Raw genomic sequence first — 19,213 nt, forward strand, 5'->3', positions numbered from 1 at the left:
TGCTCCTTAAGGTTGTTTGAGGGTGGCAATGGCCTGGGGCGGCGTGCTCGGCACCACATGGGCCGCAAGCCCGCCGGCGAACACCTGGTTGCCGACCACGCGCAGCGTGATCACCTGGTAGCGCTGGTCGGCCTTGACCGTCACCAGCGTGCCGCCCAGGGCGTTGGGCAGGCTGACCTGGTGTTCGCCATGCTTGAGGCGCAGGCGAGTGACTTGGGTCATGTCCGGCAGGGTGCGCCAGGTGCGGGTGTCGGCGCCTTCGGTCACGGCCGAGGCGATACCCAGCACCAGGCCCGCCATCGGGTTGGTCTTGTTCAGGTTGTTTTGCGCCACGCCACGGGTGACTGCCCGCACGGTGGTGCGCAGGATAATGCCGGGCATGTCATCGCGCAGCGCACGGCGGGACATGGCCGTGGTGCTGTTGAGCGCGGTGAGGTTCTGCTGCTGGCCGTCGATGCCGATCTGGGCGAAGGTCGCCGTGGAGGTGTCGGCCTTGATTACCGGGAACGACAGCGGGGTGATCACCAGGTTGCCGTTGATCGGGATCGGCAGCGGCAGGCGAATCGAGTCGCGCGCGGGTGCCAGGCCGCTCTGGACCACGATCAGCACGTCGGTTTCGTCGGCGCCGACTTTGGATTTGTCCAGGTCCAGCAAGGCTTGTTCCAGCAGCTTGGTGTTGGGGCGCAGCTCGGCGGCCTTGCGATAGCCGGGCGCGGCCAGGTCTTTTTCACCCAGGGCTTCGTAGACGAAACCGGCAAGGTAATGGCTGAACGCACTCTGGTAGCTGTTTTTCAGGCCGACCACTTCCGGCGCGTCGAGGGACTCCACCGGGTAGCCGCGCAGGTCTTTCATCTGGGTGGTCACGCCTTCGCGCTGGGCTTCGTCCTCACGCTTGAGGTATTCCTTGTCGCGCAGGTCGGCGATCACGGCTTCGCGCTCGTGGGTCTTCTTGATTTCGGTGCGTGCGCCGTCGAAGTCGTTCAGGGCCAGCAGGTTCAGAGCCATCTGCGTGGTCAGCATGACCTTTTCGTAGTCATAGCCTTCGTAGCGACGCACCTTGTCGTTGACCAGGAAGCTGCCGAACTGGGAGAGGTACTTTTCGCTGTCGAACTTGACCGACTCTTCCCACTTGTAGACTTGCAGGTCGGCGCTGCGCCAGGCGGTCTGGCTGCCGGTGATGTCGCCCTTGGCCCGCAGCAACTCGCCTTTCTCGAAGAAATACAGCAGGTCCTTGTCGTCGCCGCTGTTGTTCTTTTCCAGCAGCGTCAGGGCGCCGTCGACGTTGCCAGTGGCCAATTGCTGGTTGGTGGCTTGCAGCTCGGTGTCGTAGCTGCGGAACATCGAACAACCGGACAGCAAGGTAACCGCCACGAGCGCGAGCGGAGGTAAGGCGCGAAATGCCATGCAACTTCTTCCCTGAAAGTGTTCAGCTGATGTGATGATTCCTCATAAAAACGAGGAACGAAATTCCCTTTCGCACTAACAGGGCGCGGCATTATAAGCGCCATTACTGGCAAAACAATGGCTTTTTGCTTTGAATGGGTCGACGCGGATGCCACTACTGCGCCGCTGAAATTTCCCGCCCTCGCAAACGACAAACCACTAACGCCTTGAGTCAAATCCTTTAAGGCTTAACAATGTGTTACTTCGTATTTCCCTTTGAGATTCATTCATGACTGCCCCCTTCCGTTTTCTCGCCTGGCTGCTGTTGCCGGCGTTGATGTCGTGCAGCTTCAACCTGTTGGCCGCGACTGCCGAGGGCGCCCCCCAGGCCCTGCATTTGCTGGACTACATTGGCGCCGACTACCCACCGACGGTGGAGGCGGGCAAGGTCATCGATGAGTCCGAATACAGTGAGCAGCTGGAATTTCTCGGCGTGTTGCAGGGCCTGGTCGCCGAGTTGCCGCAGCGCCCGGAACGCGCGGCGCTGGTAAAGGGTGTCGATGAACTCCTGGCCGCGGTAACCGCCCGCCAGGATGGCGGCGCAGTTGCACGCCAGGCGCGCCAGCTCGGTGCCCAGTTGGCGGTGGCGTATGAAGTCAGCCAGGCGCCGGCGATCACGCCCGACCCCACGCGCGGCGCACCGCTGTACGCGCAGCATTGCTCGGTGTGCCATGGCACGGCCGGCGCCGGTGATGGCCCGGCCAGCGTGGGCATGACGCCACCGCCGGCCAACCTGCGCGATGCCGCGCGCCTGGATCGCCTGAGCCTCTACGCGATCTACAACACCCTCGGCCTGGGCGTCGAAGGCACGGATATGCCGTCTTTCGCCGACCAATTGGATGATCGCCAGCGCTGGGACCTGGCCACCTACATCGCCGGATTCACTGCCGACCCGGCTGCGGCGAAAACCGAGCAACCGTTCAACCTTGCCGACCTGGCCCGCCAGACCCCCAATGAAGTGCTGGCCGCCAACGGCCCAGCCGCTGCCGCGACCTTCCGCGCCCAGCGTGCACAGCCGCCGCAAGTCAAGCGGGGCCCGGCGCAGTTGCTCGACTACACCGCCGCGACCCTGGACAAGAGCCTCGCTGCCTTCCGCAACGGCGACCATGACCAGGCCTACGACCTGTCGGTAGCCGCGTACCTGGAAGGCTTCGAGCTGGTGGAGAGTTCGCTGGATAACGTCGACGCCAACGTGCGCAAGGACACCGAGAAGGCCCTGATGGCCTATCGGCAGTCGCTGCAGGACGGTTTGCCGATCGAGCAGGTGCAACAGCGCCTGGACGTGGCCAAGGGCAAGCTCACGGAGTCTGCCGGTCTGCTCGGCAGCGATGGCCTGAGTTGGTCGTTGAGCTACATCTCCGGTTTGCTGATCCTGCTGCGTGAAGGGCTGGAAGCGATTCTGGTGCTGGCCGCGATCCTCGCGTTCCTGCGTAACACCGGCCAGCAATCGGCGGTGCGCAGCGTCAACGTCGGTTGGGGCCTGGCGCTGTTGGCTGGCTTGGCCACCTGGGCGCTGGCCGCGTATGTGATTGACGTGAGCGGCGCCCAGCGTGAATTGCTTGAAGGCTGCACGGCGCTGTTTGCCAGCGTGATGGTGCTGTGGCTCGGCGTGTGGATGCACGACCGGCGCCACGCAGCGGCCTGGCAGGACTACATCAAGAGCAGCCTGGTCGGCGGTGGCGGGCGTTTCGGCTTCGCGATGCTGGCGTTCTTCTCGGTGTACCGCGAGCTGTTCGAAGTGATCCTGTTCTACGAAACCCTGTGGCTGCAGGCCGGCCCGGCTGGGCACAACGCCGTGCTGGCCGGTGGCGCCACGGCGCTGGTGCTGTTGGTGGGCCTGGCCTGGGTGATCCTGCGCGGCTCGGCCAAGTTGCCGCTGGCGCTGTTCTTCGGTATCAACGCGGCGCTGCTGTGCGCGCTGTCGGTGGTGTTTGCCGGGCACGGCGTGAAGGCGTTGCAGGAAGCGGGCATCTTCGGCACGCGGCCGGTGGCGTTCTTTGACTTTGACTGGCTGGGCATCCACGCCGATGCGTACTCGCTGGGTGCGCAGGCCGTGGCAATCCTGGCGATTGCGGTGCTGTACGGCCGCAGCCGCCTGGCCGAAAAGCGCCGAGTGGTGGCATAGGCATGCGTGTCTGGATCGATGCAGATGCCTGTCCGCGGGCGGCCAAGGACCAGGTGGTGAAGTTCGCTTTAAAGCGTCAGTTCGAGGTGGTGCTGGTGGCCGGGCAGAGCCAGATCAAGCCGAGCTTTGCTTGCGTGAAATTGATCGTGGTGCCCAGCGGCCCGGACGCGGCCGATGATTACCTGGTGGAGCACGCGGTGCCCGGTGAACTGGTGATCTGCAGCGATGTGCCCCTGGCCGACCGGTTGGTGAAAAAGGGCGTCACGGCTCTGGACCCGCGCGGCAAGGAGTTCAGCCCGGCGAACATGAGTGAACGCTTGGCGGTGCGGAACCTGTTCACTGATCTGCGTGAGCAAGGCCAGATGGGCGGCGGTCCACCGCCCCACGGGGAGAAGGACAAGCAGGCGTTTGCCAATGCGCTGGATCGCCTCCTGACGCGGCTGATGCGCCAGGCCTGACGCCCCTTGTGGCAAACGGGCTTGTTTTCTGTGGCGAGCGGGCTTGCCCCGCGTTGGGTGGCGAAGCCGCCCTGAAACCTGTCACCCCGTTGTGCTGAATGACCGCGGTGCCCCACTGGGGCCGCTGCGCGCCCCAACGCGGGGCAAGCCCGCTCGCCACGGACAACGAGCTGCTTGCCACAATTAACGGGTCAGTCGTTCTCGTGCGTCAACTCCAGCACGCGATCCACCAGTTTGTTGATGCCTGACGCCACTTCGCTGATGTTTTTGCCCAGCATGTACGCCGGTGTGCTCACCAGCTTGCGCGCCTTGTCCTCGACGATGTCTTCCACCGTGCATTCGTGATGGGTGGCGCCCATCTTGTCGAGGGCGGCGGCGGTGTCGGCGTCGTTACCGATGGTGCAGGTCACGCCAGGGCCGTAGATCTTCGCGGCCAGGGCAGGCGAGATGCAGATCAGCCCCACCGGCTTGCCCGCTTCGGCAAAGGCTTCGGCCAGCTCCAGCACCTGTGGGTTGACGCTGCAACCGGCGCCTTCGACGGCAAAGTTCGACAGGTTTTTCGCCGCGCCAAATCCGCCGGGCACGATCAACGCGTCGAACTCGTCGGCGTTGGCGTCGCGAATGTCCTTCACCTCGCCCCGGGCGATACGGGCAGATTCCACCAGTACATTGCGTGATTCGGGCATCTCTTCACCGGTGAGGTGGTTGATCACATGCAGTTGCGCAATATCCGGGGCAAAACATTGGACCTGAGCGCCGCGCTGGTCCAGGCGCAGCAGGGTGATCACGCTTTCGTGGATCTCTGCGCCGTCATACACGCCGCAGCCGGAAAGGATCACTGCAATCTTTTTGCTCATGGGCATTTCTCCTGGGGTCTTGGCGTTAAATGTCTACTAATTTGTCATCTGTTGCCAATGGGATCTCGCGCCGCTGCACCTAATCTTGATGTAACAAAAATAGACCGGACCAGACCATGGACTTCGTGCCTTACGCGGTACCGTTTTTCATTGCCTTGATCGTGGTGGAGCTGCTCGCCGACCGTTGGCGCGGGCAGCGCAACTACCGTGTGGCAGATGCCATCAACAGTCTCAGCACCGGCGTGCTATCCACCACCACGGGCCTGCTCACCAAGGGCGTAGGGCTGTTGACCTACGCGTTTGCACTCAAGCACCTGGCCGTGATCGAGCTGTCGGCCCACAGCGTCTGGACCTGGGTATTCGCCTTCGTCTTCTACGACTTCTGCTACTACTGGCTGCACCGCTGCGGCCATGAGCGCAACATCCTCTGGGCCGCGCATTCGGTGCATCACCAGAGCGAGGACTACAACCTCACCACGGCCTTGCGCCAGACCAGCACCGGCTTTCTGCTGAGCTGGATCTTCTATCTCCCCCTGGCCGTGCTCGGCGTGCCGCTGGTGGTGTTCATCAGCGTGGCGTCGCTCAACCTGCTGTACCAATTCTGGGTGCACACCCGCCATGTGCCCAAGCTTGGCTGGTTCGAATGGTTCTTCGTCACGCCGTCCAATCATCGGGCCCACCATGCACAGAACGCTCTCTACATGGATCGCAACTACGGCGGGGTGTTCATTATTTGGGACCGGCTGTTCGGCAGCTTTCAGGAAGAGGACGACAACGAGCCGGTGATCTTTGGCGTCACCACACCCCTGGCCAGCTGGAATCCGCTGTGGGCCAACCTGCAGTTTTATGCACAGTTGTGGAGTGATGCGCGGCGCACCGAGAGCGTGTGGGACAAGCTGCGTATCTGGTTCATGCGCACCGGCTGGCGGCCGGCGGATGTGAAAGCGAAGTATCCGTTGGCCAAGCCGGACCTCGCCCAGTTCCGCAAATTCGAGGTGCCGCTGGACGCGCGCCAGCAGGTATACGTCGCCCTGCAGTTTGCGGCGTATGTGGGTTTTGGCAGCTATTTGATGAATTTCGGCGAGGGGCTGCCCACTCAGGCGCTGGTGCTGGGCTGGGGCGCGATGGCGTTGGGACTCTTTACCCTGGGCGTTGCCTTGGAGAATCGCCCGTGGGCGCTGAAGGCTGAGCTGGTGCGCCTGGCGCTGAATGTGCCACTGGTGTGGCTGGCGCCGTTGGTCGGGCTATGGCCGGCCAGCAGCTTGGGCTGGCTGGGGCTGGCGAGTTACAGCCTGCTCAGCGTGATCGGCCTCTACTGCTGCAGGAGCCGGCTTACTCGACTGGTGTCTTAGGCGTCTCGACGGGGGCCGGCTCGGCGGCGAGCCGGGCCTTGGCATCCTCACACGCCTGGCGCGCAATCCGCGCGTTCTTGAAGCGGCGGCGTAGCCACAGCCCGAAGCCCAGCAGCAGCAAGGCGCCCAGCACCCACAGCTCGTACTTCTTGACGCTGCCGAGCATGCCTTCCAGCACTGCGCCGAAGTGGTAGGCCGCAGCCCCCAGGGCGGCAGCCCAGATCGCGGCGCCGATGCCGTTGAGGATCAAGTAGCGCGCCGGCGGATAGCCCGAAAGACCGATCGCCACCGGCATCACCGTGCGCAACCCGTAGACAAAACGGAAGCTCAGCACCCAGATATCCGGATGCTTGCGGATATGCTCCAGGGCCTTGTCGCCCATCAATTGCCAGCGCGGCTTGCGCGCCAACAGTTTGCGGCCGTGCTTGCGCCCAAGGAAATACCACAACTGGTCGCCGGCGTAGCTGCCGCAGAAGGCAACCACGACCACCAGGTTGATATCCATGTATCCACGGAACGCCAGGAAGCCTGCGAGAACCAGGATGGTCTCGCCTTCGAAGAACGTGCCTAGGAAGAGGGCAAAGTAGCCGAAGTCATGCAGAAATTGTTGAAGCATGGTCTGGGTGCTGGCGAAATGAACGCGCAGCCTACGCCTTCGCGAACATTCATGAAAGTATCGAGATGTGTCACGAAGTGAACAATTCCTACATAAACGACGAATGCGACTACAGGTCGCATCGATAAGCACAACTGTCATTCCTTCGTCATAATGGCCGCTTATAACTGCAACGCTCGCCCGTAAACACGGGCTCAGGAGTCTGTCGTGAGCTTTACCCCTGCCAATCGCCTGTTCCCTGCCACCCGCCTGCGCCGCAATCGCCGTGATGATTTTTCTCGTCGTCTGGTTCGTGAAAACGTACTGACCACGAATGATCTGATCCTGCCGGTGTTTGTGCTGGACGGTGACAATCGTCGGGAAGCGGTGGCGTCGATGCCGGGTGTAGAGCGCTTGACCATTGATCAGTTGCTGATCGAGGCGGCGAACTGGGTTGAGCTGGGGATTCCGGCGATGGCGCTGTTTCCGGTCACGCCGCCTGGGCTCAAGTCGCTGGATGCTGCCGAAGCCTGGAACCCGCAAGGCATCGCCCAGCGCGCCACCCGCGCCCTGCGCGAGCGTTTCCCGGAGTTGGGGGTGATCACCGACGTGGCGTTGGACCCGTTCACCACCCACGGCCAGGATGGCATTCTCGACGAAGACGGCTATGTTCAAAACGACATTACCGTCGACGCGCTGGTCAAGCAGGCCTTGTCCCACGCCGCAGCGGGCGCCCAGGTGGTGGCGCCGTCAGACATGATGGACGGCCGCATCCAGGCGATTCGCGAAGCCCTGGAACTGGCGGGCCACGTCAATGTGCGGATCATGGCCTACTCGGCCAAGTATGCCAGTGCCTATTACGGCCCGTTCCGCGATGCGGTGGGCTCGGCGCTTAACCTGGGCAAGGCCGACAAGGCCTCGTACCAGATGGACCCGGCCAACAGCCACGAAGCCCTGCACGAGGTGGCCGCTGACCTGGCCGAAGGTGCCGACATGGTGATGGTCAAGCCCGGGATGCCTTACCTGGACATCCTTTACCGGGTCAAAGAGGAATTCAAAGTGCCGACCTTTGTCTATCAGGTCAGCGGTGAATACGCCATGCACATGGCCGCGATCCAGAATGGCTGGTTGAGTGAAGGGGTGATCCTTGAATCCCTGACTGCCTTTAAACGTGCTGGCGCCGATGGCATCCTGACCTACTTCGCCGCCCGCGCTGCCCAATTGCTTAGAGAGCAACAATAGCCCTCACAGGAACACTCGATGAATACCGAAGGACTCTCCGAAGTTGCCGTAAAAGACGCTCACCCGGTGGTGGAACAAGTCACCGAGACCCCGCCGGAGCTGGAGCCGGCCGCGCCTGCCGTGGTGGCCGAGCCGCCTGTGCCGGCGCCGGTGGTCGCGGTGACCAACCTGGATGACAGCAGCCTGTACATCCACCGCGAGCTGTCACAACTGCAATTCAATATCCGCGTGCTGGAGCAGGCGCTGGATGAGTCCTACCCGTTGCTGGAACGGCTGAAATTCCTGCTGATTTTCTCCAGCAACCTGGACGAGTTCTTCGAAATTCGCGTCGCCGGCCTCAAGAAGCAGATCACCTTCGCCCGTGAACAAGCCGGCGCCGACGGCCTGCAGCCGCACCAGGCGCTGGCGCGCATCAGCGAGCTGGTGCACGGCCACGTGGATCGCCAGTACGCGATCCTCAACGACATCCTGCTGCCGGAACTGGAAAAACATCAGGTCCGCTTCATTCGTCGTCGTCACTGGACCACCAAGATCAAGACCTGGGTGCGCCGTTACTTCCGCGACGAAATCGCGCCGATCATCACCCCGATCGGCCTCGACCCGACGCACCCGTTCCCGTTGCTGGTGAACAAGAGCCTGAACTTCATCGTCGAGCTCGAAGGTATCGACGCCTTCGGTCGCGATTCGGGCCTGGCGATTATCCCGGCGCCGCGCTTGCTGCCACGGATCATCAAGGTACCGGAAGAGGTGGGTGGGCCTGGCGATAACTATGTATTCCTTTCGTCGATGATCCACGCTCACGCCGATGACCTGTTCCAGGGCATGAAGGTCAAGGGCTGCTACCAGTTCCGCCTGACCCGTAACGCCGACCTGGCGCTGGACTCCGAAGACGTCGAAGACTTGGCGCGCGCCCTGCGTGGCGAGCTGTTCTCGCGGCGCTACGGCGACGCGGTGCGCCTGGAAGTGGCCGACACCTGCCCCAAGCACCTGTCGGACTACCTGCTCAAACAGTTCAACCTGGGCGAGACCGAGCTGTATCAGGTCAACGGTCCGGTAAACCTGACGCGCCTGTTCAGCATCACCGGCCTGGACAGCCATCCGGAGCTGCAATACACGCCGTTCACTCCGCAGATCCCGAAACTGCTGCAAAACAGCGAAAACATTTTCAGCGTGATCAGCAAGCAGGACATCCTGCTGCTGCACCCCTTCGAGTCCTTCACCCCGGTGGTCGACCTGCTGCGCCAGGCCGCCAAGGACCCGCATGTCTTGGCCGTACGCCAGACCCTGTACCGCTCCGGCGCCAACTCGGAGATTGTCGATGCGTTGGTCGACGCAGCGCGTAACGGCAAGGAAGTCACCGCGGTGATCGAGCTGCGTGCGCGGTTCGACGAAGAATCCAACCTGCAACTGGCCAGCCGCCTGCAGGCCGCCGGCGCGGTGGTGATCTACGGCGTGGTGGGCTTCAAGACCCACGCCAAGATGATGCTGATCCTGCGCCGTGAAGCCGGTGAGATCGTGCGCTACGCCCACTTGGGTACCGGCAACTATCACGCCGGCAACGCCAAGCTCTACACCGACTACAGCCTGCTGACCTCCGACGACGCCTTGTGCGAAGACGTCGGCAAGTTGTTCAGCCAGTTGATCGGCATGGGCAAGACGTTGCGCATGAAGAAGCTGCTGCACGCGCCGTTCACCCTCAAGAAGGGCATGCTCGACATGATTGCCCGCGAGACCCAGTTCGCCCTCGACGGCAAGCCGGCGCACATCATTGCCAAGTTCAACTCGCTGACCGATCCGAAGATCATCCGCGCACTGTACAAGGCCAGCCAGTCCGGCGTGCGCATCGACCTGGTGGTGCGTGGCATGTGCTGCCTGCGCCCGGGCATCGCCGGCGTCTCGCACAACATCCATGTGCGCTCGATCATCGGCCGCTTCCTGGAGCACACCCGCGTGTTCTACTTCCTCAACGGCGGCGAGGAGCAGATGTTCCTCTCCAGCGCCGACTGGATGGAGCGCAACCTCGACAAGCGTGTGGAGACGTGTTTCCCGGTAGAAGGCAAGAAGCTGATCATGCGGGTCAAGAAGGAGCTGGAAAGCTACCTCACCGACAACACCCACAGCTGGAGCCTGCAATCGGATGGCCGCTACGTGCGCAACACGCCAACCGGCAACCAGAACCCGCGCAGCGCGCAGGCGACGTTGCTGGAGAAGTTGGGCAGCCCGATCCTCTCGGTGAATTGAGGCTTTACCTGGCAGCATGAAAAACGGCCCTTTAAGGGCCGTTTTTTTGTGCTGGGTGTAGCCCAATTATTGTGGCGAGCGGGCTTTTTTGTGGTGACCCGGTCTTTTGTGTGGAGTGGGCTCTTTGTGGCGAGCGGGCTGTTTGTGGGGAGTGGGCTGTTTGTGGTGAGCGGGCTTGCCCCGCGTTGGGTGGCGCAGCCGCCCCAAAACCTGCCAATGCGCTCCGACTGACGCTCCTCGGTGGCTTGATGGGGCCGCTTCGCGCCCCAACGCGGGGCAAGCCCGCTCGCCACAAGAAGTTCGCTTTCCACCCACACAAGGCCTACCTGCCACAGACAACACGCCTGCCTACTCCAACAAGGCCCGCTTGGCACAGACAACAAGCCCTCATGCCACGCTAGCTGCCTGCTTCGAGGTCAGCGCAGGTTCAGGCTGAACCCCACCCGCGTCAGCCACTCCGCTTCCTGGGCGAAGTCCGCCTGGGTCAGTTGGTTCTCGTCCAGCCAGCCTTTCGGGAACACCACGTCGAGGCTTTCGCCGTTGGCGCGCAGGGTCACCTGGGGCATTTCCTGGGTGCCGCGGATGTGGTGGAACAGGATCGCAAAGCGCAGCAGCACGCACAGGCGGATCAGCTTGATGCCTTCGTCGCCGAATTCGGCGAACTTGTCCTTGGGGATGTTGCGGCGATGGCCGCGCACCAGCAACGCCAGCATTTGCTGGTCCTCGCGGGAGAACCCGGCGAGGTCCGAGTGCTCGATGAGGTAGGCGCCGTGCTTATGGTAATGGTAGTGGGCGATATCGAGGCCCACTTCATGCACCTTGGCCGCCCAACCCAGCAGCTCACGCCATACGCCGTCCTCGAGGTCCCAGTCTTCGGCCACCTGGTCGAATGCGTGCAAGGCTTTGCGCTCGACACGGGCGGCCTGCTCCAGGTCGACGTGATAACGCTCCATCAGCGAGCTGAGGGTACGCTCACGCACGTCCTCATGGTGGTGACGGCCCAGCAGGTCGTAGAGCACGCCTTCGCGCAAGGCGCCGTCGCAGTGGTCCATGCGTTGCAGCTCGAGGGCGTCGAAGATTGCTTCGAGGATCGCCAGGCCGGCCGGGAAGATGGCGCGACGGTCGGGCTTGATGCCGTCGAAGTCGATTTTCTCGGCATCGCCCAGTTTGAACAGCTTGCGCTTGAGCCACGCCAGGCCTTCGGCGTTGACTTCGCCGGTGCCATGGCCGCCGGCTTTCAAGGCCAGGCCGATGGCACGGATGGTGCCGGACGACCCGATGGCTTCATCCCAGGTCAGGCGATGCAGGGCGTGTTCGATGCTCATGATCTCCAGGCGCGCCGCCGTGTAGGCCTGGGCGTAGCGTGCCGGGGTGATCTTACCGTCCTTGAAATAGCGTTGGGTAAAGCTGACGCAGCCCATCTGCAGGCTTTCGCGCAGCAGTGGTTCGAAGCGTTGGCCGATGATGAACTCGGTACTGCCGCCGCCGATGTCCGCGACCAGGCGCTTGCCCGGTGTGTCGGCCAGCGTGTGCGAGACACCCAGGTAGATCAGGCGCGCCTCTTCACGGCCGGAGATGACCTCCACCGGATGCCCGAGGATTTCCTCGGCGCGGCGGATGAATTCGCCGCGGTTGCGTGCTTCGCGCAGGGCGTTGGTGCCGACGATTCGTACGGCGCCCAGGGGCATGCCGTTGATCAGTTGGGCAAAACGCTTGAGGCAATCGAGCCCGCGCTGCATGGATTCTTCATTGAGCTGGCGCTCGTCGTCGATCCCGGCGGCCAGTTGCACTTTCTCGCCGAGCCGCTCAAGGATGCGGATTTCGCCGTTCTGGGCCTTGGCCACGACCATGTGAAAGCTGTTGGAGCCCAGGTCGATGGCGGCGATCAGGGACAGATTCTTGGCTTGGGATTGCGGCATGGTTTGGGGGTCTCGGTCGATAACCTTGCCATCGTGCCACGATCGACCGCCAACGCCAACGCGTAGTGCTGCGGGAATTTCTCTCAGGTCGTCTGTAGGCGATTACTGTAGGAAATGTAGTCAAACTTTCCGCACCACTGTTAGCACAGTCGTTGGAAGCTGTAGGAATATATAACTTCGTGCTTCTGGACGGCTGATCATGATTTCGCCTACAAATTAAACGTCAGGGTTCTATTCGTTAAGTGGTTCGGGACTACTGTTGCGGCGCGCTCAGACGACAGTTTGTTTATATCACTCCCACAGTAATCACGGTGTCGTCTTATTCTTTGTTCGGGCATCAAAGCGACAGACTGTCACTCGGCAATCTTGCCGTGGTGTTATTTATTTATGGCTTGTTTATTCAAGCGCAAATAAAGGCGCCTCCTAACTTTAGATGACAGGTCGATTATGAAAAAAATTGTTGGATTGACTCTTGGTATCGCGTGCATGGCTGGCGCCCTCAATGTTCATGCGTCCACCAGTGCCGAGCTGATTGTCAGGGGCACTATCAAGCCCACCGCCTGCAACCTCAGCATGACCGGTGGCGGGATTATCAACTACGGCGATATTCCCTCGGGCACGTTGCAGCAGACCGCCTTCAACCCCCTGGCCGAACGAACCACGCCCCTGAGCGTCAGTTGCGGCAGCACACCCATGACGTTCGGACTGAGATTTGTCGACCTGCAGTCCGCCAGCAAGGTCTCGGGGATCCTCAATGCATTGGGTTCGGGTTATACCGAAACGCATAACTATGGCTTGGGCATGGTGTCTGGTCGGCGCACCGGCGGCTTTGCGGTCACCCTCAGGGATCTGAGGACAAGCACTGCGACACTGTTTCCGATCATGCGTGTCGGTTCCGGTGGCTGGCAGAGCAGCGACGGTAAGGTCGCCCAATCGCCCTCTCAATACTCGTGGCGCAGCGGCACTGCGATTTCCCCGGCCTCGATTCCTCAGCTGACCGGGACCATTGCGGTGCGCGCAGTGATCAACAGGGCGCAAGACCTGGACCTGAGTCGTGACATTACCCTTGATGGGCGCGCAACACTTGAGTTGAGTTACATCTAAGCGACTGAATGATAGCCGATCAGAAATGTGTGTATTTCTTGTCGGCTGTTTTATCCGGGCCTGATTATCAATCGCCAACTTATGTCGTGGGGAATACTGGGTGCTTAGTCTTTCAGTCATAAATAATGCGCGGTTGTTTTGTGCAGGTTTGTTGTTGTGTTTTAACAGTGTTGCCCTCGCGGATGGCATGTTGCCGGAAACCACCGTCGTTGTGCTTTATGAAGCACAGGGCGAAGCGACGATAAATATCAAGAATACCGACCCTGGGCCGGCGCTACTTCACTCAGTCGTGGAAAATGTGCCTGAAGACGTCGAGCCTCTGTTGATCGTGACGCCGCCCATCACACGCGTGGAGGCGGGTGAAACCCAGTTGGTACGTTTTATCGCCACATTGAAGGAACCCCTGAAGACCCAGCGATTGAAGCGGGTGTCTTTCGAGGGCATCCCCCAGGCACGCGGCCCAGGCGGTGCGACGATTGGTATCACCTTGCGGCAGAATTTACCGCTGATCCTGCACCCAAAGGATCTGCCTGTGCACGACACGCCCTGGGAACTGCTGAAGTGGAAGCGTGCGGGCAAAAGTCTCACGGTCCACAACGACAGCGCCTACGTGGTACGCCTGGAGCCACAGGTGCAGTTGCTGCCCCAAGGGGGGCTCGCCACCTTGCCGCGCACCTATGTGTTGCCGGGGGAAGCGCTTGCGGTGCAGGTCGACGGCGCGCTGGAGGGCATGACGGGCGTCGAGATCAGGCCGGCCACGCTCTACGGGTTTTCGGCGGATAGCTATCGGGCCCTGATCAATGCCGACGAGGGTTGATCGACCGATGAACAACCAGTCGAATAACAGGCGTGTGGCCTTTTTTGTGTGGCCGCGCCGACCCACGCTATTGATGGGGATGGCGACGCTATGGGGGCTGCCCGGCTTCGCCCCGGCGCTGGAGTTGGGGGAGGGGTTCGACCTCGCGGCACTCACCACCCACGGTATCGACCCGAAGGTCTCCGACTACTTTCGCAGTGCCGCGCGCTTTCGCGAGGGCGTGCAGGTGGTGGGGCTGCAGGTCAATGGCAATCCGCTGGGGTTGGTGGATGCTCGGTTCGACGCCCAGGGGCAATTGTGTTTTACCAAGGGGCTGCTGGAAAAAGCCGGGTTGATCGAGCCTGGCCGCGTGCTTCACAAAGGCGCGACCGCGGACCAGGCTTGCCATGACTTCCTTGGCGCGTTCCCGACGACGATGGTGCGCCTGCGCCCCGGCAACGAGGAGATCGCGTTGGTGGTGCCCACCGGATCACTGCGTGAGCCGCAATGGGAGGCGGGGCAATTTGCCCGGGGTGGTGCGGCGGCGTTATTCAACTATGACGTACAGGGGTTCAACAGCTATTCGGACAGTGGGCCCAATCGCTTCGTTTCGGCCTATACCGAGGCCGGCTTCAACCTCGGCGACTGGATTGTTCGCAGCCGCCAATTCTATGTATCCGACAACGGTGTAGCCCGCAACGAGCACCTGTACGCCTACGCCCAGCGGGACCTGAGTGCGTTGCAATCGACCTTCCAGGTGGGACAACTCTCCAGCAACAACCCGCTGTTTGGTGGCCTGCAGTTATCCGGCGTGCAGTTTTCTCCCGATGGGCAATCGCGAGCGCCGGCCGGCAGTAACAACGCCGTGGTCGAGGGCTTGGCCCAAAGCCAGTCGCGTATTGAGGTGCGCCAGTCCGGCGTGTTGATTCACAGCACGCTGGTGCCCGAAGGCCCCTTTCGGCTGACCGGTTTGCCGTTGCTCAACAGCACCAGCGACCTGGAGGTCAGTGTCATCGATGTGCGGGGCGCCAAGCGCAGTTTCGTGGTGCCGGCGGCGTCGTTCGCAGGGAGTACGCCGGCGGCACCTGGGTATTATTTATCGCTGGGCAAGGTGCGCAAGAATGCACATGAACAAGGCCCCACGCCGGTGGTCGCCATGGGCAGCGGCACGTGGGGCCTGGGACGCGATTCGTCCGCCGGCCTTGGCCTGTTGAGCACCGACGAGTATTGGTCGGCAGGTGGCACCCTGGGCAGTGTGCTGTTCCAGCGGGTTTCCGTGGGGGCTCGCCATAACGTGTCTCGTGATAGCCGTGACGCGGTATCCGGGGCTCGCAGCAGCGTATCGGTGAGCAGCCCGGTCTACCCCAGTGTGGACGTCAACCTCAGCGCGACCACGCAGACCCGTGGCTATCGCGAAGTCCATGAAGCGGGCCGCTCAGCCAGGGCCGATGACCTGGATGCGCGTTTCAAAAATCAGTACACGGCAGGTGTGAGCTGGGTCGACACCACCCTGGGAGCATTTTCCCTGGGTTATACCCGTAGTGCCCAGTTTGATGGGCAATCGGCCGACCATGTGTTTGCGTCGTGGAATAAATCGTTCCGGCACGCCGATGTCGCGTTGGTGGCCGACTCACAGGTGGGCGGCCGTCAGTCACGCCGTGACGGCACACGCGATGACAATCGTCGCGATGCGGCCCTGGACAATGATCTGTCCGTGCGGCTGCAGGTCAGCGTGCCGCTGGGCAGTGACCGTCGCGTGAACAGCTATATCAGTCGGCGTGGTGATCAATCCCGTGCCGGCACTGCGCTCAGTGAGCGGGTCAATGATTACGTCAATTACGAGGTGGGCGTCGAGCGTGACCTCAGTGCCCGCGAGCAGTCGATGCGCGGCCATGTGGAGTTGATGCCACGTTACACGCGGGTCGGCCTGGGCGTCAGCCAGGACCCGCTGGGCACTCTTTACAACGGGCAGTTACAGGGTGGGGTGGTGGCGCACGCCGGCGGGGTGACCTTCTCGCCGTATGCGGTGCAGGACACATTTGGCATTGCATCGGTGGGCAACATCGGCGCTGCGAAACTCGACACCCCGTACGGCCCGGTATGGACGGACTTCAGCGGACAGGCCGTGATCCCGGGCTTGCCCGCCTATACCGACAGCCGTATTGAAGTGCAGACCCAGTCCCTGCCAAAACGCGTTGACCTGAAAAACGGCACCCAAGTGCTGGCCGCCGGGCGAGGGTCGGTTAATACCGTGGCATTCGATGTGGTGAGCGTGCGCCGTGTACTGCTCACCGCCACTGATGAGCAAGGCCAAGCGCTGCCACAGGGCGCTGCGGTGTTCGACAAAAACAAGCGCTTCCTGACCAGTGTGGTGGGTGACGGCATGATCTTCCTGAATGACGTCAATGACTCGCAAGACCTCAGGGTTGCACTGCCGGACTCATCCTCTTGCCGGCTCAACGTTGTTCCCGAGGTCGAGGCCGACAATGACAAGTTCTATGAGACAACCTCGGCGGTGTGCCATGTCCTTTAAGTTAAAGACCAAGTGTCTTGCCCTGTTCTGTACGGTGTTGATCACTGAGGGTGTACAGGCTGAAAACTGCCGGCTGTCCGTCAGCCAGCCGCGTATCGACTATGGCGTCATCCGCAACGAGTCGCGTGCCGAAAGCCCCTTGCTCGCCCTCGGTAAGCGCAGGGTGCAGCTCAATGTGCTGTGTGTGGAGCCCTCGGCTATCGGCGTGAGATTTACCGGCGCAGCAGACGGGCAAGGGTATTTGTTTGGCCGGCAGGGGCGCTTTCGCCTGGCTCTCATGCAGGCCCAGGTGGATGGGCGCGTCGTCGAGTGGACGCTGGCACATCGGCCTGGTGAGACCGCCGACGGGCAGTTGTTGCCAGGCCAGGTCCTGGTGGCTCAGGCGGCCGGCAAGCGACTGACGGCTCAGGTCGAAATCGATACCGACCTGCCCACCAGCGCCCTGCAGGTACGCAGCCAGACAGTGCTGGAGGGGCAGGGCCATTTCGAACTGGTCAGTCCGGCTGCTCCACTGAGCCGATGAAGTTGGCGAACTCAGGGGTTTGCGGGTTGGCGAACAGCACTTTGGGGTCGCCCACTTCATGCACCTTGCCCTGGTGCATGAACACCAGTTTGTCGCCCACTTCCCGGGCGAAGCGCATCTCGTGGGTCACCATGATCAGGGTCATGCCGTCCTTGGCCAGTTGGCGTACCACGCTGAGCACTTCATTGACCAACTCCGGATCGAGGGCCGAGGTGATTTCATCGCACAGCAGTACCTTGGGCGACATGGCCAGGGCGCGGGCGATAGCGACCCGCTGTTGCTGGCCGCCGGACAGGCGATCGGGGAAGGCATCGAATTTCTCGCCCAGCCCGACGCGCTCCAGCATCTGCCGGGCCAGTTGGGCCGCCTTGGCTTTCGGCACTTTCTGCACCACCTGCGGCGCGAGCATTACGTTTTCGCCGACCGTCAGGTGCGGAAACAGGTTGAACTGTTGGAACACCATCCCGACTTTCTGTCGCAGGCTGCGCAGATCGGCACGGGCGGCATCGAGGTACTCGCCATCGACTTCGATCACGCCGTCGTTGATGGATTCCAGGCCATTGAGTGTGCGCAGCAAGGTGGACTTGCCCGAGCCGCTGCGGCCGATGATCGCCACCACCTGGCCTTCTTCGACGGTCAGGTCGATGCCCTTGAGTACATGGTGATCGCCGTAATACTTATGCAGGGCGGAAATTCTAAGCAGAGGCATGCAGTCTCCTTTCCAGGTAGCGGGCACTGAGGGACAAGGGGTAGCAGAGCAGGAAGTAACCGAGGGCGACCAGGCCGTAGACCATGAACGGTTCGAAGGTGGCGTTGGCGAGCATGCCGCCGGTCTTGGTCAGCTCGGTGAAGCCAATGATCGAGGTCACCGCGGTGCCCTTGATGACTTGCACCGAGAAACCCACGGTCGGCGCCACGGCAATCCGCAGGGCTTGGGGCAGGATCACGTAGCGCAGTTGCTCCAGCGGGTTCAACGCCAGGCTGGCCGAGGCTTCCCATTGCCCGTGGGCGATGGAGTCGACGCAGCCGCGCCAGATTTCGGCGAGGTAGGCGCTGGTAAACAGCGTCAGGGCAATCGCGGCTGCCAGCCAAGGCGAAATATCCACCCCGAGCAGGGCAATGCCAAAAAACACCAGGAACAGCTGCATCAACAGCGGCGTGCCCTGGAACAGTTCAATGTAGGTGCGGGCGACATTGCGCGGGAAGGCTTTGCGGCTGATGCGCATCGTCATCACCAACAAGCCGATCACGCCGCCGCCGATAAACGCCACCAGCGACAGCAGCAACGTCCACTGCAAGCCGATGGCCAGGTTGCGCACGATGTCCCAGAAGGAGAAATCACTCATCGGCTGTTCCTCATCACAAACCGGCGGCCGATCCAGTTCAGCAACTGGCGAATCATCAGCGCCATGCACAGGTACACCAGGGTGGTCAGGGCATAGGTTTCGAACGCACGGAAATTGCGCGACTGGATAAAGTTGGCGGCAAAGCTCAACTCCTCGGTGGCGATCTGCGAACACACCGCCGAACCGAGCATCACGATGATGATCTGGCTGCTCAGGGCCGGCCACACCTTGCCCAGCGCCGGCAGCAGCACCACATGGCGGAACGCCTCGAAGCGCGTCATTGCCAGCGCCGCAGCGGCTTCCAGTTGCCCACGGGGGATGGCCTGGATGCCGGCGCGGATGATCTCGGTGGAGTAGGCCCCCAGGTTGATCACCATCGCCAGCACGGCGGCTTGCCATTCGGTGATCTTCAGCCCCAGGGACGGCAGGCCGAAGAAGATGAAAAACAACTGCACCAGAAACGGCGTGTTGCGGATCAACTCGACGTACACCCCGAAGAACCACGCAAACGGCTGGATCTTCCACGCCCGCACCACCGCGCCGACGGTGCCCAGGGCTACGCCCAGGATGGCGCCGATGGCGGTCAGCTCAAGGGTGAACAGCGCGCCGCGCAACAGCAGGTCGGTATTGGCCAGCACCGGCACAAAGTCGAATTGATAGGCCATCAATCAGCTCCGCT

Annotated in this window: 16 protein-coding genes; 9 read left to right on the forward strand and 7 right to left on the reverse strand. The window is 62.0% G+C overall.

Annotated features, from left to right (window positions below; translation table 11 throughout):
* Positions 1 to 6 precede the first annotated feature (6 nt).
* Positions 7 to 1,404: a COG3014 family protein gene (locus C9990_RS00935; protein WP_065902394.1), complete on the reverse strand. Its 1,398-nt coding sequence runs from the start codon at positions 1,402 to 1,404 to the stop codon at positions 7 to 9.
* A gap of 268 nt (positions 1,405 to 1,672) precedes the next feature.
* Between C9990_RS00935 and C9990_RS00940 the strand changes: the two genes are divergently transcribed.
* A complete protein-coding gene (locus C9990_RS00940) occupies positions 1,673 to 3,568 on the forward strand; it encodes an FTR1 family protein (RefSeq protein WP_106802321.1) in 1,896 nt (631 codons plus the stop codon).
* Positions 3,569 to 3,570: 2 nt separating this feature from the next.
* A complete protein-coding gene (locus C9990_RS00945; protein WP_065902390.1) occupies positions 3,571 to 4,026 on the forward strand; it encodes a YaiI/YqxD family protein in 456 nt (151 codons plus the stop codon).
* Positions 4,027 to 4,217: 191 nt separating this feature from the next.
* Here C9990_RS00945 and elbB read toward each other — a convergent pair whose 3' ends face one another.
* On the reverse strand, positions 4,218 to 4,883 hold the full coding sequence (gene elbB, locus C9990_RS00950; RefSeq protein WP_106802322.1) for an isoprenoid biosynthesis glyoxalase ElbB: 666 nt from the start codon (positions 4,881 to 4,883) through the stop codon (positions 4,218 to 4,220).
* A 116-nt stretch (positions 4,884 to 4,999) separates the two neighbouring features.
* Between elbB and C9990_RS00955 the strand changes: the two genes are divergently transcribed.
* The gene (locus C9990_RS00955; RefSeq protein ID WP_106802323.1) at positions 5,000 to 6,235 is read left to right on the forward strand and encodes a sterol desaturase family protein; all 1,236 of its coding nucleotides are present in this window, start codon (positions 5,000 to 5,002) and stop codon (positions 6,233 to 6,235) included.
* On the opposite strand, the gene C9990_RS00960 is transcribed toward C9990_RS00955, so the two are convergent.
* A complete protein-coding gene (locus C9990_RS00960; protein WP_106802324.1) occupies positions 6,216 to 6,851 on the reverse strand; it encodes a DedA family protein in 636 nt (211 codons plus the stop codon). The two genes, C9990_RS00955 and C9990_RS00960, sit on opposite strands and share 20 nt — an antisense overlap.
* 207 nt (positions 6,852 to 7,058) lie before the next feature.
* Here C9990_RS00960 and hemB point away from each other — a divergent pair, with 207 nt between their 5' ends.
* Together hemB and ppk1 are read left to right on the forward strand one after the other, a co-directional pair.
* Positions 7,059 to 8,072 carry a porphobilinogen synthase gene (gene hemB / locus C9990_RS00965; RefSeq protein ID WP_106802325.1) on the forward strand — a complete coding sequence of 338 codons (1,014 nt, stop codon included), beginning with the start codon at positions 7,059 to 7,061 and terminating at the stop codon, positions 8,070 to 8,072.
* 18 nt (positions 8,073 to 8,090) lie between these two features.
* A complete protein-coding gene (ppk1, locus tag C9990_RS00970) occupies positions 8,091 to 10,313 on the forward strand; it encodes a polyphosphate kinase 1 (protein WP_065902381.1) in 2,223 nt (740 codons plus the stop codon).
* 416 nt (positions 10,314 to 10,729) lie between these two features.
* Here ppk1 and ppx read toward each other — a convergent pair whose 3' ends face one another.
* Complete coding sequence (ppx, locus tag C9990_RS00975) at positions 10,730 to 12,232, reverse strand: exopolyphosphatase (RefSeq protein WP_065902379.1); 1,503 nt, start codon at positions 12,230 to 12,232, stop codon at positions 10,730 to 10,732.
* Positions 12,233 to 12,679: 447 nt separating this feature from the next.
* Here ppx and C9990_RS00980 point away from each other — a divergent pair, with 447 nt between their 5' ends.
* The 4 genes from C9990_RS00980 (at position 12,680) to C9990_RS00995 (ending at position 17,188) form a co-directional block, all read left to right on the forward strand.
* Complete coding sequence (locus tag C9990_RS00980) at positions 12,680 to 13,336, forward strand: DUF1120 domain-containing protein (protein WP_106802327.1); 657 nt, start codon at positions 12,680 to 12,682, stop codon at positions 13,334 to 13,336.
* A 100-nt stretch (positions 13,337 to 13,436) separates the two neighbouring features.
* Positions 13,437 to 14,153, forward strand: coding sequence for a fimbria/pilus chaperone family protein (locus C9990_RS00985; RefSeq protein ID WP_106802328.1), 717 nt, complete (start codon positions 13,437 to 13,439; stop codon positions 14,151 to 14,153).
* Between the two features lie 73 nt (positions 14,154 to 14,226).
* Positions 14,227 to 16,665 carry a fimbria/pilus outer membrane usher protein gene (locus C9990_RS00990; RefSeq protein ID WP_106805597.1) on the forward strand — a complete coding sequence of 813 codons (2,439 nt, stop codon included), beginning with the start codon at positions 14,227 to 14,229 and terminating at the stop codon, positions 16,663 to 16,665.
* Positions 16,655 to 17,188: a hypothetical protein gene (locus tag C9990_RS00995; RefSeq protein WP_106802329.1), complete on the forward strand. Its 534-nt coding sequence runs from the start codon at positions 16,655 to 16,657 to the stop codon at positions 17,186 to 17,188. Before C9990_RS00990 ends, C9990_RS00995 begins: the two co-directional genes overlap by 11 nt.
* Here C9990_RS00995 and C9990_RS01000 read toward each other — a convergent pair.
* Genes C9990_RS01000 through C9990_RS01010 form a run of 3 tightly spaced genes read right to left on the reverse strand, consistent with a single transcriptional unit; the run spans position 17,160 to position 19,199 of the window.
* Positions 17,160 to 17,897 (reverse strand): amino acid ABC transporter ATP-binding protein, encoded by a 738-nt coding sequence (locus C9990_RS01000; protein ID WP_065938032.1) that lies wholly within the window; start codon positions 17,895 to 17,897, stop codon positions 17,160 to 17,162. The two genes, C9990_RS00995 and C9990_RS01000, sit on opposite strands and share 29 nt — an antisense overlap.
* Positions 17,884 to 18,534, reverse strand: a complete 651-nt coding sequence (locus C9990_RS01005) for an amino acid ABC transporter permease (protein WP_065902373.1) — start codon at positions 18,532 to 18,534, stop codon at positions 17,884 to 17,886. The genes C9990_RS01000 and C9990_RS01005 overlap by 14 nt, the downstream gene beginning before the upstream one ends.
* Positions 18,531 to 19,199, reverse strand: coding sequence for an amino acid ABC transporter permease (locus tag C9990_RS01010; RefSeq protein ID WP_017736949.1), 669 nt, complete (start codon positions 19,197 to 19,199; stop codon positions 18,531 to 18,533). The genes C9990_RS01005 and C9990_RS01010 overlap by 4 nt, the downstream gene beginning before the upstream one ends.
* Between the last annotated feature and the right edge of the window lie 14 nt (positions 19,200 to 19,213).

Origin of the sequence: Pseudomonas sp. S5D5, assembly GCF_003013355.1 — a bacterium.
Classification (GTDB): domain Bacteria; phylum Pseudomonadota; class Gammaproteobacteria; order Pseudomonadales; family Pseudomonadaceae; genus Aquipseudomonas; species Aquipseudomonas aylmerensis.